Annotated in this window: 13 protein-coding genes; 5 read left to right on the top strand and 8 right to left on the bottom strand. The window is 63.4% G+C overall.

Annotated features, from left to right (window positions below; genetic code table 11):
* Nucleotides 1-28 precede the first annotated feature (28 nt).
* The gene (locus tag F6X62_RS02475) at nucleotides 29-2,431 is read left to right on the top strand and encodes a DUF3772 domain-containing protein (protein ID WP_153772597.1); all 2,403 of its coding nucleotides are present in this window, start codon (nucleotides 29-31) and stop codon (nucleotides 2,429-2,431) included.
* A 264-nt stretch (nucleotides 2,432-2,695) separates the two neighbouring features.
* Here F6X62_RS02475 and F6X62_RS02470 read toward each other — a convergent pair whose 3' ends face one another.
* The 7 genes from F6X62_RS02470 to F6X62_RS02440 form a co-directional block, all read right to left on the bottom strand.
* Nucleotides 2,696-2,953 carry a hypothetical protein gene (locus F6X62_RS02470; RefSeq protein WP_153772596.1) on the bottom strand — a complete coding sequence of 86 codons (258 nt, stop codon included), beginning with the start codon at nucleotides 2,951-2,953 and terminating at the stop codon, nucleotides 2,696-2,698.
* Nucleotides 2,954-3,746: 793 nt separating this feature from the next.
* Nucleotides 3,747-5,177, bottom strand: a complete 1,431-nt coding sequence (locus tag F6X62_RS02465) for an aldehyde dehydrogenase family protein (protein WP_153772595.1) — start codon at nucleotides 5,175-5,177, stop codon at nucleotides 3,747-3,749.
* A gap of 13 nt (nucleotides 5,178-5,190) precedes the next feature.
* A complete protein-coding gene (locus F6X62_RS02460; protein WP_054895476.1) occupies nucleotides 5,191-6,690 on the bottom strand; it encodes a cytosine permease in 1,500 nt (499 codons plus the stop codon).
* 85 nt (nucleotides 6,691-6,775) lie between these two features.
* Entirely contained in the window at nucleotides 6,776-7,165 is a 390-nt protein-coding gene (locus tag F6X62_RS02455) for a nuclear transport factor 2 family protein (RefSeq protein WP_153772594.1), read from the bottom strand.
* Nucleotides 7,166-7,297: 132 nt separating this feature from the next.
* Nucleotides 7,298-9,088 carry a hypothetical protein gene (locus F6X62_RS02450; RefSeq protein WP_153772593.1) on the bottom strand — a complete coding sequence of 597 codons (1,791 nt, stop codon included), beginning with the start codon at nucleotides 9,086-9,088 and terminating at the stop codon, nucleotides 7,298-7,300.
* Nucleotides 9,089-9,136: 48 nt separating this feature from the next.
* Entirely contained in the window at nucleotides 9,137-9,826 is a 690-nt protein-coding gene (locus F6X62_RS02445; RefSeq protein ID WP_153772592.1) for a hypothetical protein, read from the bottom strand.
* Nucleotides 9,827-9,959: 133 nt separating this feature from the next.
* On the bottom strand, nucleotides 9,960-10,439 hold the full coding sequence (locus F6X62_RS02440) for an Lrp/AsnC family transcriptional regulator (RefSeq protein WP_063542886.1): 480 nt from the start codon (nucleotides 10,437-10,439) through the stop codon (nucleotides 9,960-9,962).
* 226 nt (nucleotides 10,440-10,665) lie between these two features.
* On the opposite strand from F6X62_RS02440, the gene F6X62_RS02435 reads away from it, so the two are divergent.
* On the top strand, nucleotides 10,666-11,133 hold the full coding sequence (locus F6X62_RS02435; RefSeq protein WP_153772591.1) for a transketolase: 468 nt from the start codon (nucleotides 10,666-10,668) through the stop codon (nucleotides 11,131-11,133).
* A gap of 43 nt (nucleotides 11,134-11,176) precedes the next feature.
* Nucleotides 11,177-13,885 carry an alpha-ketoglutarate dehydrogenase gene (gene mdeB, locus F6X62_RS02430; RefSeq protein WP_153772590.1) on the top strand — a complete coding sequence of 903 codons (2,709 nt, stop codon included), beginning with the start codon at nucleotides 11,177-11,179 and terminating at the stop codon, nucleotides 13,883-13,885.
* 61 nt (nucleotides 13,886-13,946) lie between these two features.
* On the opposite strand, the gene F6X62_RS02425 is transcribed toward mdeB, so the two are convergent.
* On the bottom strand, nucleotides 13,947-14,456 hold the full coding sequence (locus tag F6X62_RS02425; RefSeq protein ID WP_153772589.1) for an Lrp/AsnC family transcriptional regulator: 510 nt from the start codon (nucleotides 14,454-14,456) through the stop codon (nucleotides 13,947-13,949).
* Between the two features lie 157 nt (nucleotides 14,457-14,613).
* On the opposite strand from F6X62_RS02425, the gene F6X62_RS02420 reads away from it, so the two are divergent.
* The gene (locus F6X62_RS02420; RefSeq protein WP_063542893.1) at nucleotides 14,614-15,630 is read left to right on the top strand and encodes a 1-aminocyclopropane-1-carboxylate deaminase; all 1,017 of its coding nucleotides are present in this window, start codon (nucleotides 14,614-14,616) and stop codon (nucleotides 15,628-15,630) included.
* Nucleotides 15,631-15,751: 121 nt separating this feature from the next.
* The gene (locus F6X62_RS02415) at nucleotides 15,752-16,327 is read left to right on the top strand and encodes a TetR/AcrR family transcriptional regulator (protein ID WP_054895485.1); all 576 of its coding nucleotides are present in this window, start codon (nucleotides 15,752-15,754) and stop codon (nucleotides 16,325-16,327) included.
* Nucleotides 16,328-16,375 lie beyond the last annotated feature (48 nt).

The raw sequence follows: 16,375 nt of genomic DNA, 5'->3' as shown, positions 1-16,375 counted from the left end.
CCTGTCGAGCTGTATAGAGGGGATTTCGATGAGGCGTATAAGCCTTGAGCGTTTTTACGTAGGAATTTTGGCATTGTTGCTGTGGGTGGCGACGCCTGCCTGGTCCGCACCGGCCACGCCGGTATCGAGCCTGGCCGCTGCCGAACAGCAGGTGCTGGACGAAGATGCCAGCCTGGATCAGTTGAGCGACCGGCTCGACCAGATCCGCCAGGGCGTGACCAGCAATGCCAATGACGATCTGCTCTCGCAACTGCGTCAGTCGGCGCTGCAGGTTCAGCGCCAGGCCGATGCCCTGGCCACGCAGCGTACGGCGGATGTCGCCCGGCTGGATGATCAGCTCAATGTGCTCGGGCCGGTGCAGCCCGAGGAGGCCGAGAGCCTGACGCGCCAGCGCCAGCAACTGGACAGGCAGAAAAAGGCCCTGGTGGCCGAGCAGACCGAAGCTACCCAGCTCACCCAGTCGGCGCGTGACCTGTCTACGCAGATCGTCAACCTGCGCCGCAGCCTGTTCAACTCGCAGATCACCAGCCGCGCCGCCAGCCCGCTGAGCCCGGCGTTCTGGTCGAGCCTGATCCGTCCTACCGATGAAGACGTGGCGCGCCTGCGCGACCTGCGCGGCGAGGCGGCAGATGCCGTGGCCAGTGCCCTCAGCGCCGAGCACCGCTGGTTGTTCATCACCGCGCTGGTCGCTGCCGTGCTGGTCTGGACCTTGGTGCGCAAGGTGCTTGAGCGCCTGCTGGCCGACGCGATGATCCGCTGGCTGCCCGAAGGCCGCTTGCGCCGCAGCGCCCTGGCCTTGAGTGTGGCGCTGGCCACCCTGGCGACCATCGCCGGCTCCGTGTCGCTGCTGCGCTGGGGCCTGGAAAGCAGTGCCGAGCTGGGCGCGGATCTGGCCAGCCTGACCAACCACGTCCTTACCCTGGTGGTGTTCAGCGCCTTCATTTCTGGCCTGGGCCGCGCCATGCTGATGCTGCAACGCCCGTCCTGGCGCCTGCCGCCAATTCCCGACGAAGTGGCCAGCGCCCTGGGCTGGTTCCCGCAGGCCCTGGCCCTGGCCTTGGTGCTGCTGCTGACCCAGGAGCGCATCAACAGCGTCATCGGCACTAGCCTGGCACTGACCCTGGCCACCAACGGCCTGACCGCGCTGGTGGTATCGCTGCTGTTCGTCGCTGTGCTGGTGCGCTATCGCCGCACTCGCCGCCAGCATGGGCTGGAGCGCCCGGCGGGCCTGGCGGGTCTGATCCCCTTCGTGGTGGTGGTGTGGGTCATCGCGATCCTGCTGGCGCTGCTCACCGGCTACCTCACCCTGGCCTACTTCCTGACCGCCAAGTTGCTGTGGATCAGCGTCGTTGCGGTGTGCGCCTACCTGCTGGTGACCGTGTTCGGCGACCTCTGCGAAACCTTGCTGTCGCCGCGTCAGCCCGGTGGGCTGGCGCTGGCCTCGGCGCTAGGCCTGCAGCAGCGCCACCAGGCCCAGGCCAGCACGGTGCTGGCCGGTATCGGTCGGACCGTATTGCTGTTCATCGCTGCGTTGCTGGCCTTCATGCCCTCGGGCACCAGCCCCGGCGAGCTGCTGCTGAGCCTGGCCGACTGGGATGGTAGCGGTGGCAAGATTCTCGGCAATCTGAACATCGTGCCCCAGGATATCTTCCTGGCGCTGGCGATCTTCTTCGGCGGGCTGTTCGCGATCCGTGTGGTCAAGCGTTGGCTGAGCGAGCGTCTGTTGCCGGAAACCGACATGGACGCTGGCATGCGTGCCTCTTTGGTGACGCTGGTTGGCTACCTGGGCTTCCTGTTCCTCGCCATGCTGGTGATGTCGACCCTGCACATCAACCTGACCAGCCTGACCTGGGTGGTCAGTGCGCTGTCGGTGGGTATCGGTTTCGGTTTGCAGCAGATCGTGCAGAACTTTATCTCCGGCCTGATCCTGCTTACCGAGCGCCCGGTGAAGGTGGGTGACTGGGTCAGCCTGGCGGGGGTGGAGGGTGACATCCGGCGCATCAACGTGCGCGCCACCGAGATCCAGATGTCAGACCGTTCGACGGTGATCGTGCCTAACTCGCAGTTCATCTCCCAGAACGTGCGCAACGTGACCATGGCCAACGCCCTGGGTGTTGTCGGTGTGACCTTGACCCTGCCACTGGAGACCGACGCCAACCACGTGCGCGAGCTGTTGCTGCAGGCCTACCACGACCACGAGGCGATCCTCGATGCCCCGGCGCCGTCGGTAACCTTCAAGGATTTGACCGCCAGCGGCATGGTGCTCAGCGCCAGCGGCTACGTGGCCGGGCCGCGTCAGGTATCGGGCGCGCGCAGCGACCTGCTGTTCGCCATTCTCGGGCGGCTGCGCGAGGAAGGCATCGCACTGTCGTCGCCGCAGAGCATGGTGTTGCTGCAGGAAGGGACGCGGGCGGCCGACGAGTCGGTTTGAGGCAGCGGGCCCTCTTCCACAGATGTTTGTGGGAGAGGGTGTTCGCATGTGATTGTGTAGAGACTGACAGGTGCTCGCAGAAAGTTTTTTAGCGCCTGTGAGATCGAGCGCCGCCCGCGCGGCGCTCGATTTCACAGGCCCAACAAAACTTTCGGCGAGCACCTGTCAGCCTCTACGCAAACACCCTTGAAAGGGATGCGTCTGCGAGCGGCTGTCTTGTTCCAAATCTGACCAGCCCGCTCCTACGGGTATTGGGCAAAGCTGTTATCTGCGTTTGCCATCCCCCAGCACATGTTCAGCCAATAGCCTGCCCATCTGCACGCTGTGCGCCGCATTCACCAGCATCCCGTTCCCAGGCAGCCCGGCATTGGCGCAGCAGTATTCATCGAGGGTGTCCTCGATTCCGTGCATCAGTTGGATAAGGTGGACGAGGGCGTCGGTGGTGGGCATGTCGGGGTTGATGATGAAGAAGGAATGGATAGAGTGCTGCGAGGTGGGCGGATCAGGGACAAGCTTTTTCATGGTGAATCTCCCAGGTTAGTCAGGAGCTACACACTGATCCCTCTCACAGGATTGGGTGGCAGCTGGACGCGGGGTGAGAGACCGAGGACCTGGGAACCCGGCCAGGACGAATCCTGCCCGCGAACAGCTGCCGCAGAGGCTGCAAACCAGATCTCAGGCTCTCACACCCGGTCGTCATTACGACGACCCGGGGAAGTTAGTCCTGCTGGTGCTGATCGACAATGCCGAAGCGTCTGCAGAGCGCGTAGGGTAATTCCCAAGCTGAGAGGCTTTGAAGCACCTTGTTTCAGTTTCGGAAATGTCTGACAGGTAAGGGGAGGTCGTCATCCATGATGACGGTGGGATCGGGCTTGTCCCGCGATGGGCTCTGCATGCGAGCGCGTCAGGGCTGGCAGGTGCTCGCCGAAAGTTTTTTAGCGCTTTTGAAATCGAGCGCCGCCCGCGCGGCGCTTCGCGGGCAAGCCCGCTCCCACAGTTTGTTTCGGGCCAATTATTCCTGTGAAAGTACCGGCGCCTGCTTTGGTGTATGTCTTGAGTCATGTGGAGCGGCGGCAAAGCCCGCGCCGAAACCGCGTCGGATCACCAAGGCGGACCCGGTGATAGCTCAGGAGAGACTGGCCCGAAACAAACTGTAGGAGCGGGCTTGCCCGCGAAGCGCCGCGCGGGCGGCGCTCGATTTCACAGGCCCAACAAAACTTTCGGCGAGCACCTGTCAGCCTCTACGCAAATACCTTGAAAGAGATGTCTACCAGGCCAGCTCATTCCCCGAACCCTAGAAAGAGCGCTTAAAAACTCACCCTAAACACCGCGTCACGTGCTTCACCGACAGATACCCCGACAATCCCCAAGGCCCAAGCTCGCGCCCGATCCCGCTGCCCTTGGTGCCCCCCCACGAAGTTTCGACGAACACCGCCTGCACCGAATTGATCCATACATGCCCGACCTCCAGCGCATCGGCCACGCGCTCGGCGCGTTCGAGGTCCGCCGAGCAGACCGTGGCTACCAGGCCGAAGCGGCTGTCGTTGGCCTCGGCGATCGCTTGTTCCTCGGTGGTGAACCGGCGTGCGCACAGCACCGGGCCGAAAATCTCTTCGCTCCACAAGCGGCTGGTCTCGGGCACATCGACGTACAGTGTCGGACTGACGAACCAACCCTCTGCGTCCAACGCCTTGCCTCCGGCCAGGCACTTCAGCCCTTCCTCGCGCGCGGTGGCGAAATAGCCGGCGACCTTGAGCCACTGCGCCTGGCTGGTCAGCGGTCCCATCTCTACTTCCTCGACCAGCGGGTTGCCCACGCGCAATTTCTCCAGCGCCGCCTGCAGCCGTGGTAGCAGCGTGTCGGCGATACCGTCCTGCACCAGCAGGCGCGAGGTGGCCGAGCACATCTGCCCGGCGTTCCAGGTGATGCCGGCGACAATCCACTCCACTGCCTGGTCTGGGTCGCAGTCGTCGAACACAACGATCGCCGACTTGCCGCCCAGCTCCAGTGTCACTGGCCGGCACTGGGCTGCGGCGCTGCGCATGACCTGGCTGCCGACGGCATTGCTGCCGGTGAACGACAGCTTGTCCAGGCCGTTGTGGCCACTCAGCGCCGCGCCGGTCTCGGCCTTGCCGTTGACGATGTTCAGCACCCCGGCCGGCAGCCCAAGCTGCTGGGCGATCTGGCCGTAGGCCTGTTCGATCAATGGGGTGATCTCCGAAGGCTTGAGCACCACGGTGCAGCCGGCGGCCAGGGCCGGGGCGAGCTTCCAGGCGCTGGTCACCAGCGGGAAGTTCCACGGCACGATCAGGCCGACCACGCCGACGGCTTCCAGGCGGGTACGTGCGGTAAAGCCTGGAGCGGCCAGGGGGACGTCGCGGTTCTTCTGCGGCAGTTGTTCGGCGAGCTCGGCGTAGTAAGCGAAGGTTGCCACCGCGTCGTCCAGATCGATTTCGGCCTCGTGCCGCGGCTTGCCATTGTTGCGCATCTGCAGCGCGATCAGTTCTTCGCGGCGGGCACCGAGTTGCTCGGCAAATCCGCGTAGCAGGGTCGCGCGCTCGGCGGCCGGGCGGCTCTTCCAGGCGGGCAGGGCACGGCGTGCGGCTTGCACCGCCTCGTCCACCTGGGCGCTGCTGGCCGATCTCAGCTCGGCGAAAGGTGCGCCCAGAGAGGGATCGTAGACGCTGATGCTGTCGTTGCCTTGGCCTTCGACCCAGCGGCCGTCGATGTAGTGGGGAGTGGTCATGGTCGGATTCCAGTCAGGCCATTTCGGCAGTGGTCACGGGTGTCACGGGAGCGCTTTTGCAGCGTACCCAGCGCGGGCCGCGCGGGCCGTAGACACCGGCAGGTTCGGGGAACAGGTTGAGCAGGATCAGGTACAGCACGCCGGCGATGCCGAGGGTGACCGGCAGGCTCAGGTCGATGCCGCCAGCCAGGTCCCCGAGCGGGCCGACGAACTGTCCCGGCAGGTTGACGAAACACAGGCCCACGGCGGCGCTGGGGATCCAGGCGCCCATGCCGCGCCAGTTCCAGCCGTGCAGGAACCAGTAGTGGCCGCCACGCTGGCCGCGGGTGAACACTTGCAGGTCGTCGGCGTGGTAGAAGCCACGGCGGGTGATCAGGCCGAGAATCATGATCACCATCCACGGGCTGGTGCAGGTGATGATCAGCACGGCGAAGGTCGACACGCTCTGCACCAGGTTGAAGGCGAAGCGGCCGATGAAGATGAACGCGATCGCCAGCACACCGATCAGCAGGGTGGCGGCCGCGCGGCTGAGCAGGCGTGGGAACACGCTGGACATGTCCAGCCCGGTGCCATACAGCGCGGTGGTGCCGGTGGACATGCCGCCGATCACGGCAATCAGGCACACCGGCAGGAAGAACCAGGCCGGCGAGATCGCCAGCAGGCCGCCGACATAGTTGTTGGCGGCGATGTAGTCCGGCGCCTGGCTGGCCACCAGGGTCGCGGTGCACAGACCGAACAGGAACGGGATCAGGGTCGCGGCCTGGGCCAGGATTACCGCCAGCATGATGCGCGATTTCGGGGTCTGGCGCGGGATGTAGCGTGACCAGTCACCGAGGAACGCGCCGAAGGACACCGGGTTGCTCATGGCGAGGATCGCGGCGCCAACGAAGGCGGCCCAGAAGCCCGGCTGGCCGAGGTTGACGCTGCCGGCGAAGCTTGCGTCGAACGGGCCGGCGAAGGCGGCGATGCCGAGCAGGAACAGCAGGCTCGAAGCCCATACCGCAATCTTGTTGACCCACAGCATGAAGCGGAAACCAAAGATGCACACCACCAGCACCAGCACTGCGAATAGCCCATAGGCCAGACCCAGGGTGAGGTCGGTTTCGGGCAGTCCGACCAGGCGCTTGGCGCCTCCGATCAGGGCATCGCCCGAGCTCCACACCGACAACGAAAAGAACGCCACGGCGGTCAGCAACGACAGGAACGAGCCGACGATGCGTCCGTGTACGCCAAAATGCGCACCGGACGAGACGGCGTTGTTAGTGCCGTTGAGTGCGCCGAACAGCCCCATGGGTGCAAGGATCAGCGAACCGACCCCGACGCCGAGCAGGATCGCCCACAGCCCCGCCTGGAAGGACAGCCCGAACAGTACCGGGAAGCTGCCGAGCACGGCGGTGGCGAAGGTATTGGCACCGCCGAAGATCAGGCGGAACAGGTCAAGCGGGGTGGCGTCGCGTTGATCGTCGGGGATCTGTTCGACGCCATTGGTCTCGATACCGGTCGAGTGGCTCATGGTGATGCTCCAGCGCGAGTGTTGTTGGCCTGTGGCAGGCTTTGTTGTGGGTGCGATGGCAGTGCGGCAAGGCCGTTGTCGAAGGTCAGGCGCAGGAGGCGACCGACAGGTGTTCATGGCACGCCAGCCAGCGCTCGCCTTGCAGGCGGAACACGATGGTCTCGCGCTCGTTCAGCGCCTGTTCCTGCTCGGCAATGCGAATGCGTGTGGCCACGTCGTGCATGAAGATCGCCAGATCGCCCTGCAGGCTCACGTGGGCATTGCTCGACGCGCAGTCGAGCACGGCAAAGCCGTCGGCTTGCCACTGAGCCCAAAGGTCTTCATAGGCGCGCCGAGACAGCAGCGGTTGGGGCAGCGTATGGAACAGGAAGGTGGCGTCTTCGCTGAAACAGGCGAAATAGCGGGCGGTGTCGTTACTGGCAAAGGCGTCGACGAGGTCGGCGGCAGCTTGCCGTACCTGAAGGGTCTGGTCCACGGGAGTGGCCTCACGGTTATTGTGATTGTGGTGAGGCGATTCTGGAGAGACGTGCCAAGGGGAAAAATCGGCGGGGGCAAATAATCAGTTCACGATTTTCTGAACTGATTATTTGCCCCCGCCGGGCGGCCATTAATCGGCGTTGAGTTCGTTACGGTAGTTTTCCAGGTACACCTGACGCTCGTGGCTGGCGGCATTGCGATCGGCTGCGATCATGTCCAGCTTGCCCGCCGCCTCGGTGAGATAGGCGGGCAGTTCATCGTTGGTGATGTACTTTCCGGACAGTTTGTTGAGCTTGCTCCAGCCGTCCTTGAATGTCAGGGCGAAATGATCGGAGACAATGCCGACGGCGATCCACTGCCCGGTCTGGCTGATGAAGAATGCGTCGGTGGACTCACACAATTGCGAAAAGAGGTAGTCGCGGTTCGAGTCGATGTCTTCGGCATCTTCGAACTCTTCGATCTGCTCTTGGGCATCCTGGCGGATGACCTCCATGAAGTCGCAGAACGAGCGGAAGAAGAACGCTATTTCCACGACGATTTCACGGGTGCGCTTGAGGGCGCTCACGCTCAGGTTCAGTGACCTGATCGCCAGCTCGATGATCTCCTGCTCGCTGCCTTTGCCTGCCATCAGCACGGAAACTTCCAGCAGTTCGGCTGCCTGTTCGCGCCTGGCGGTCTCGTACTTGTCGGCATTATCGAGCATCTGCAGCTGCATCTGGCGCAGGTTGTTGGCCTGTGCCCGGCTGGCATCGCTGATATCACCGGCTGCCGAGGCCAGAGTCTGGAGCGCGGACTCCAGTGATCCAAGGTGCTCCTTGGCCTCCTGGTACTTGGCCTTGGCCTTGACCAGAAGCCCTTCGGCTTCGGTGATCCGGTTCTCCAGCACCTTGAGTTTGCCGGTGTCGGCCACCTTGCCTTTCTGCGCCTGATAACCTGAGATCGACGTCTGCAGTTTGTCCACCTCCTCCTGTATCAACGCCAGTTCGGCGCGATGCTCGGAGCGCTCTTTCTTCAGGCGGATGAGGTCGCCAGTGGCGTTGCCCTGGGCACCGTTGGCGCCTTTTCCGACGCCTGCGGCGACTGAGGCCGCGGCGACCAGAGACGAGCTGCCGCCGCTGGCAGCCATGGCCGCCAGTGGCATGGCGGCCGATATCACCTGCGCAGCACCACGCAGCATGCCTGCCCAGAAGGCGCGCTCCTCGGAAGACTTGGCTTGATCTGCATAGTCGCGGGCGAGGGACTCGTAGCGCTTGACCTGTTGTTGCATGTCGGCTATCAGCGATTCCAGTTGTTTGCTGCGAGCCTTGTGCTGAAGAATTTCCTGGCGAACTTTTTCGTTGGCCTCAAGTGTTGTGCTCAAGGCCATCTCGCTGCTGGCGGTCACTTCGTGGGTGTCATCGATGATGCCATCGTAGCGGTCGACGATGGTTTGCAGGCTCGCGTTGACCGCCATGGCCGAGTTTTTGATCTCGTTGGCCATGTCCATCAGTTCTTTGTTTACGAAGCGCTTGATCTGCGCGATGTCACCGGTTTCCTTGGCGGCGGTCCAGCCGGTCAGGCCGCGGTTGAGCTTTCGGGTGAGACGGCTGGCGGCAGTACTGGCGGCCCTGATCTGGCGTTCGCTGTCCTGCTGTGCTTTGAGCAGCTTGTCCATGATGCTGTTGATCTTGACGCGGATTTCGCCGTTGCGCTGGGGCGTGGTGTTGTAGGCGATGTAGAGCAGCTCGATGGCGTGGTCCGTATCGATTTTCGCGCGTGATGAGTCATAGGAGCCTTCGATCCTGTTCACGTAGTGAGCCACGAGCGGGCTGTCGACAGTTGGCAGGCTCAACGGTTGGGATGCGCCATGGGTTGTCAGTTCCTGACGGATGTTTTTTTCGATCAGGGCTCTGCGGCTGATGAATGGGGTGAGTTCAGACATGGTGGACCTCTTCTGAGATTTGGGGAACTATCCAGCGGGGGCGTGGAACTAGAGGGATGGCTGTTGGCCGAATCCCGGGGGGGCTGTTGCAGCGCAGTCGTCTATCCATGCCATCGAATAGAAGACAACGTCGCTGAGCGGTGACCAGAGCGTTTCGAGCAGCGCATGGGTGTCGTCGAGTGCCGACTTCAGCAGAGGGTGCAGCGGTGCGACCTCCTCTGCGTAGCACTGAGGGCTGTGTTGGGGGTGTTCACAGTCATGGCGTGCGGCGGCGAATGCGTCCAGTTGCAGGATTAGGGCGCTCTGTTGCTGGCGGGTGCTGCTGAGTGCCGGTTTCATCACCGTCAGGTTGCGCTCGTCGAGCTGGGTCGAACGGATGGCGCTCTGGTTGCTCCAGATTTCGTTTTCAAGCGCTTCCAGACGTATGCGGTGCTCTGGGCGCCACGGCAGTTTTTCGTAGTCCTGGCGCTCTTGGTCCAGCTGCTGGCGTAGGCGTGCTATACGACGTTCGATTTCGGGAATCTGCCGTAGCCTTTCACCCATCGCGGGCTCCAGGCCATTAATCCTGTCGACGAGCAGCCGCTCCAGACTCTCCAGATGTGGTGCGCACTGTGCCGCACGACTTTCCAGTTGCAGGGTCTCGGTCTGCGGGTCGGCTGGCTGTGCGCTGGCGAGCCCGGTATACAGCAAGGCCACCGCCAGACCTGGCAATTGCATGAACGCGTTGATGAGTGGCATGGGACGCTCCGTTCCTGGGGGAAGCGGAGCGTCTTCGACGCACCGCTCCCGGCATTAGAGCGTCGGGGCACAGCTCGAAAAAGAAGGAATGGATGCACGCCTGGGACGGTTTACCAAGGCGGGTGGCGTTGCCTCAGATCGAGATGAGACCGCCGGACTTTACCTCGTTGAGCACGAAGAACGTGCGCACTTGGCGCACCCCAGGCAGGGCGATGATCTGCGTATTGTGCAGGTGGTTGAAGGCCGGCAGGTCACGCACGCGGATCTTCAGGAAGTAGTCCACATCCCCCGCCACCAGCCAGCATTCCAGCACTTGCTGCAGGTTGCGCGCGGCCGCTTCGAACGCGGCGAAGCTCTCGGGGGTGGAGCGATCCAGCACCACGCCGATGAGCACCACGGTGCCCTGCTGCAGCACGTTCGGATCGACGTGGGCATGCACCCCCTTGATCACGCCCGCATCGAACAGCCGTTTGGTGTGGTTCCAGCACGCGGTGGTGCTCAGCCCGACTTTCTTCGCCAGTTCCGCGTTGCTGATTCGGCCGTTGGCTTGTAGTGCACGCAGGATCTTGCGTTCGTGGGTGTTGACCTCGATGGGCTTGGCGGGCTCTTTCATCGCGTTTCCTCGGTCTGGTATGTAGCCCGCTTGCCGTCAGGTCTGTGCGGCTGCCGGGATGATTGCCTGCTTTACGAAGCCATGACGGGATAGCCTTCAGTTGGGGGTTGAAGCTTGGAAGGTTGTTCCTGTTCAAGGGTAAGAATAGGTATGAAATTCAATCGTGCGCTGAGTATCGTTTTGGAGCAGGTTTCATGCGCACAGACCCGACGAGAGGGAGCAGGCCATGCTGGCGATTTCCAGATTCGCAAGGTGGGTGAAGGCGCCATCGCAGGACGTAGCGGTGGTGGTGGTGTCCAGCGCAGCGTCGCCAGAAATGCTGGGCATCGGGTTGCACGCTGCGCTTGAGGGCTGGAACGAAGTTGCCCATCTGCACGTGCAGGACATGGACGGCCTGCAGGCCAACTGGCTGGCAGCAGGTGATGGGCAGCGCACGCTTGCCGCCGAGTCGGCGTGCGAGGCCAGCGCCCTGTTGCGAGCGGTCTCCAAGCGTTGCTACCTGCTGGACCTCGAGAGCGACGGGCAGGTGCGCCTGGCATGGCTAGGCTCAGTGTGTGGCCATGAGCTGCGCTGCCTGCAGCTCGATCCCGCGATCAATCGCCAGGGCTCGCCCGTGACACAGGTCGAGCAGGTCGTCGATGTCGCGCGGATGCTGGTCAAGCGAATTCTCGAGGAACGCTTCCTGGCGGTCTGAAACCGTCCCCCTCCAACAAGTACACCGAGGTGCAAGTGCTGTCATGAGCATCCATCACGCTGCAGGATCGTTGCGCGAGCCGTCCGCCGAGGACGACATCGACACCCAGGGCCTGGATGAGTGGCGCGACGCGTTACTGTCGCTGCTCGAACACGAAGGCGCGCCGCGCACGCGGGCTCTGCTCGACAGGCTTGCGGCCCTGGCGCGGCATCATGCCGTCGGCTGGCAGCCAGGGCATGGCACGCCCTATATCAACAGCATCGGCGTCGAGCAGCAGCCGGCCTTTCCGGGCGATCTGGCGACCGAGGAACGTCTGGCCTCGATCATGCGCTGGAACGCGCTGGCCATGGTGGTGCGCGCCAACCAGGCCTACGGTGAGCTGGGCGGTCATATTGCAAGCTACGCCAGTGCTGCCGACTTGTTCGAGGTCGGCTTCAACCACTTCTTCCGTGGCGGCGATACGCCGGGCACTGGCGACCTGGTGTTCTTCCAGCCGCACTCGGCGCCGGGTGTCTACGCCCGGGCCTTCCTCGAGGGCCGCTTGCAGGTTGAGCAGCTGGAGCACTATCGACAGGAAATCACTGCACGGCGCCGCGATGTGCAGGGCCTGTCGAGTTATCCACATCCCTGGCTGATGCCTGATTTCTGGCAGTTTCCCACCGGCTCCATGGGCATCGGGCCGATCAGTTCGATCTACCAGGCGCGCTTCATGCGCTACCTGGAACACCGGGGCCTGCGTCAGGGCGCTGGGCGGCGCGTGTGGGGGGTATTCGGCGACGGCGAGATGGATGAACCGGAAAGCATGTCGGCGCTCACTCTTGCGGCGCGCGAGCGCCTGGACAACCTGGTGTGGGTGGTCAACTGCAACCTGCAACGCCTGGACGGCCCGGTACGTGGTAACGGGCGCATCATCGATGAACTGGAGGCATTGTTCAGCGGTGCTGGCTGGCGGGTGATCAAGCTGGTCTGGGGATCGGATTGGGATGGCCTGTTCGCCCGCGACGCAAGCGGCGAGCTGGAGCGCACGCTGTCGGCTACCGTCGATGGGCAGTTTCAGACCTTCGCCGCCAAGGATGGGCGCTACAACCGCGAACATTTCTTCGGCCAGAGCGAGGCGCTGGCCCGGATGGCCCAGGGCATGAGCGACGAGCAGATCGACCGGCTCAAGCGCGGGGGGCACGACATGGTGAAGATCCACGCCGCCTACCATGCCGCCCAGCAAGGCGATGGTCGCCCGACCGTGGTATTGGCGCAGACCAAGAAAGGCTACGGCATGGGTGAGGCGGGGCAGGGCAAGATGACCACGCACCAGCAGAAGAAGCTCGACCGCGAGGCACTCATGGCCTTCCGCGATCGCTTCAACCTGCCATTGAGCGATGAGCAGACCGAGTCCCTGGCCTTCTACAAGCCCGCCGACGACAGCCACGAGATGCGCTACCTGCATGCACGTCGCCAGGCACTGGGCGGTTACCTGCCGTCGCGACCACGCCAGGCCGAGGGGCTGCCGGTGCCGGCGCTGGCCAGCTACGCGGCGTTCGCCACCCAGGCCGATGGCAAGGAAATGTCCACCACCATGGCCTTCGTGCGCATGCTCGGCGGGCTGCTCAAGGACCGCCAGCTCGGGCCGCGGGTAGTGCCTATCGTCGCCGACGAGGCGCGTACCTTCGGCATGGCCAACCTGTTCAAGCAGATCGGTATCTATTCCAGCGTCGGCCAGCGCTACGAGCCCGAAGACATCGGTTCGATCCTCTGCTACCGCGAGGCGCTGGACGGGCAGATCCTTGAAGAAGGCATCAGCGAGGCGGGGGCGATCAGCTCGTGGGTGGCGGCGGCCACCAGTTATTCCGCCCATGGCCTGCCGATGCTGCCGTTCTACATCTACTACTCGATGTTCGGCTTCCAGCGCATCGGCGACCTGATCTGGGCTGCCGCCGACCAGCGCGCCCGTGGTTTCCTGCTGGGCGCTACCGCTGGGCGTACCACCCTGGGTGGCGAAGGGCTGCAGCACCAGGACGGCCACAGCCTGCTGATCGCCTCGACCGTGCCCAACTGCCGTGCCTACGATCCGGCGTTTGCCGGTGAGTTCGCGGTGATCCTCGACCACGGCATGCGGCGCATGCTCGAAGCGCAGGAAGACGCGTTCTACTACGTGACCCTGATGAACGAAAGTTATCCACAGCCAAGCCTGCCGGACGGGGTCGAAGGCGACATCATCCGGGGGCTCTACCGACTGGAGCAACACATGCCGGAGGGGGCTACTGGCAAGGTACGGTTGCTGGGCTCAGGCACGATCCTGCGCGAGGTGCAGGCGGCGGCACGCCTGTTGGCGCAGGACTGGGGCGTGGCCTGCGAAGTGTTCAGCGCCACCAGTTTCAGCGAGCTGGCGCGCGAGGCACGGGAGGTGGAGCGCTGGAACCGGCTGCATCCGCAGGAGCCGGCGCGGGCCAGTCACTTGGTGCAGTGCCTGCCCAAGGGCGCGCCGGTGATCGCCGCGACCGATTATGTCTGCGCCTGGCCGCACCTGGTTGCGCCGTATGTGCAGGATCGTTTCGTTGCCTTGGGCACCGATGGCTTCGGGCGCAGCGACAGTCGTGAGCAACTGCGTGGCTTCTTCGAGGTCGACAGCCGCCAGATCGTGCTGGCGGCGCTTTCGAGCCTGGCCGATGAAGGTGTGTTGCAACGCCAGCGGTGTGCCGAGGCCATCGCGCGCTATGGCATCGAGGCTGAGGCGCCAGTGCCTTGGGCGTGTTGATCACCGATTGCGCTGTTCTCTTCGCGGGCTTGCGGGCGAAAAGAACAGCGCAATCTCCCCTCTACAACACGATTCGTGTCGTCGAGAGCACCTGGCGCAAGCCCATGAACGAACGGATCTGGCGTACTCCTGGCAGGTACAGCAACTGTTCGGCGTGCAGGCGGTTGAAGCTTTGGCTGTCGCGTGTGCGCAGCAACATGAAGTAGTCGAACTCCCCCGTCACCACATGGCACTCCATGCACCCGGAGACCTTCTGCGCGGCCGCTTCGAACGCGGCGAAGGATTCCGGGGTGGAGCGGTCGAGCACCACGCCGATCAGTACCACCATCCCAGCATCGAGACGTTCGCTGTCCAGTAGGGCGACGATGCCCTTGATCAACCCCGCCTGCTTCAAGCGTTCGACCCGTCGCAGGCAGGCCGGGGCGCTGAGCTTGACCTTGTCGGCCAAGGCCACGTTGGCGATCGAGGCGTCCTGCTGCAGGGCGCGCAGGATCGCGCGGTCGATACGGTCTAGCTGTGGCGGGCCGGACAGTGACGGCTTTTTTTGCTCGCGTTCATTTGTTGCTTTCAATGCTTGAGCCTCACAACAAAGTGATGTGAAATCATTTTTCAATAAAACAATAGCTTGAAATTCAGGGAAAACTTGCAACCCGTTTTTTGGCCAACCTCCCTAGCATTGACGCTATCGGAGCCCGCGATCCGCGCGTTTCGCAATTGGGAGCACAGCCATGAATCTGAGTCGCTACACGCGTTATCCGCTGACCTTCGGACCCTCCCCAATCACCCCGCTCAAGCGCTTGAGTGCCCACTTGGGCGGCAAGGTCGAGCTCTATGCCAAGCGCGAGGATTGCAACAGCGGCCTGGCTTTTGGTGGCAACAAGACACGCAAGCTCGAATACCTGATCCCTGAAGCGCTCGCACAAGGCTGTGACACCTTGGTGTCGATCGGCGGCATCCAGTCGAACCAGACGCGTCAGGTCGCCGCAGTGGCAGCGCACCTGGGCATGAAGTGCGTGCTGGTGCAGGAAAACTGGGTGAACTACTCCGACGCTGTGTATGACCGCGTCGGCAATATCGAGATGTCGCGCATCATGGGCGCCGATGTGCGGCTCGACAGCGCGGGCTTCGACATCGGTATCCGCCCCAGCTGGGAGCAGGCAATGGCTGATGTTCGCGCCAAGGGCGGCAAGCCGTTCCCGATTCCGGCAGGGTGCTCCGAGCATCCCTACGGCGGGCTGGGCTTTGTCGGCTTTGCCGAAGAGGTGCGCCAGCAGGAGGCGGAGCTGGGCTTCAAGTTCGACTACATCGTGGTCTGTTCGGTCACCGGCAGCACCCAGGCGGGCATGGTGGTCGGTTTTGCCGCCGATGGCCGCTCGCAGCGGGTGATCGGCATCGACGCGTCAGCCAAGCCGGAGCAGACCAAGGCACAGATCCTGCGCATCGCTCGTCACACCGCCGAGCTGGTGGACCTGGGCCGCGAGATCACCGAGGACGATGTAGTGCTCGATACCCGCTATGCCTATCCCGAATATGGGCTGCCGAACGAGGGCACGCTGGAGGCGATCCGCCTGTGTGGTCGACTGGAGGGTGTGCTGACCGACCCTGTGTACGAAGGCAAGTCGATGGCGGGGATGATCGGTAGGGTGCGTGATGGGGAGTTCCCCGAGGGTTCGCGGGTACTGTATGCGCACCTGGGCGGCGTGCCGGCGCTCAACGCCTACAGCTTCCTGTTCCGCAACGGCTGATCGATGACGCTGCGGTACTCTTTGCGCTGGGTCGGCAAGGGTACCGCAGGTCGGGAGGGCTTGCGTTCGAGGCGAATACGAATATGATTGAGCGCTCACTCAGTTAAGTGTCCGCATCGCCATGGCCCGTCCCCGCAGTCACGACAAGCGCAACGCCATCCTCGCCGCCGCCAGCCAGGCGCTCGCCGAGGATGGCCTGAGTGCCACTACCGCGCGCATTGCGCGGCTGGCGGGTGTGGCCGAGGGGACAGTGTTCACCTACTTCGAAAACAAGGATGTGTTGCTCAACGCCTTGTACCTGGAGCTGAAGGCCGGTCTGCGCCTGGCCATGATGGCTGACTTTCCCCGTAACGCGACGGCCGAAGCCGCTATTCGACATGCCTGGAACGGTTACGTCGACTGGGGTATCGGTAGCCCTGCGGCACGCGAGGCTCTGCGCCAGTTGAGTGTCAGCGGACGCATCGATGCCGAGCACCGTGCCGCAGGCAGCGAGGGTTTCGATGAGGTGGGGGCACTGCTGCGCGAGCGCACCGCTTCCAGCGGGTTGCCGGCAGAGCAGGCACAGGCGTTCTATGGCGCGATGTTCGTGTCCATGGCCGAGACAGCCATGGAGTTCATCAAGCAGTCACCCGATCAGGCCGAGGCTTATCGTACGGCTGGATTCAATGCCCTGTGGGCGGCCCTAGGAGGGCGCTGACAGGTTTTTTTATACCTTTTAAATGAGTGATTAATCACTCATACGCAT

This window comes from Pseudomonas sp. MNR3A (assembly GCF_009650575.1).
GTDB classification, from domain to species: Bacteria; Pseudomonadota; Gammaproteobacteria; order Pseudomonadales; family Pseudomonadaceae; genus Aquipseudomonas; species Aquipseudomonas machongensis.
Note: the sequence above shows the minus strand (reverse complement) of the source record. Positions and strands in the feature narration are given on the sequence as shown.

Coding starts and splice junctions, on each gene's coding strand:
- F6X62_RS02475 (WP_153772597.1), top strand. CDS start 29: ATGAGGCGTATAAGCCTTGAGCGTTTTTACGTAGGAATTTTGGCATTG.
- F6X62_RS02470 (WP_153772596.1), bottom strand. CDS start 2,953: ATGAAAAAGCTTGTCCCTGATCCGCCCACCTCGCAGCACTCTATCCAT.
- F6X62_RS02465 (WP_153772595.1), bottom strand. CDS start 5,177: ATGACCACTCCCCACTACATCGACGGCCGCTGGGTCGAAGGCCAAGGC.
- F6X62_RS02460 (WP_054895476.1), bottom strand. CDS start 6,690: ATGAGCCACTCGACCGGTATCGAGACCAATGGCGTCGAACAGATCCCC.
- F6X62_RS02450 (WP_153772593.1), bottom strand. CDS start 9,088: ATGTCTGAACTCACCCCATTCATCAGCCGCAGAGCCCTGATCGAAAAA.
- F6X62_RS02445 (WP_153772592.1), bottom strand. CDS start 9,826: ATGCCACTCATCAACGCGTTCATGCAATTGCCAGGTCTGGCGGTGGCC.
- F6X62_RS02440 (WP_063542886.1), bottom strand. CDS start 10,439: ATGAAAGAGCCCGCCAAGCCCATCGAGGTCAACACCCACGAACGCAAG.
- F6X62_RS02435 (WP_153772591.1), top strand. CDS start 10,666: ATGCTGGCGATTTCCAGATTCGCAAGGTGGGTGAAGGCGCCATCGCAG.
- mdeB (WP_153772590.1), top strand. CDS start 11,177: ATGAGCATCCATCACGCTGCAGGATCGTTGCGCGAGCCGTCCGCCGAG.
- F6X62_RS02420 (WP_063542893.1), top strand. CDS start 14,614: ATGAATCTGAGTCGCTACACGCGTTATCCGCTGACCTTCGGACCCTCC.
- F6X62_RS02415 (WP_054895485.1), top strand. CDS start 15,752: ATGGCCCGTCCCCGCAGTCACGACAAGCGCAACGCCATCCTCGCCGCC.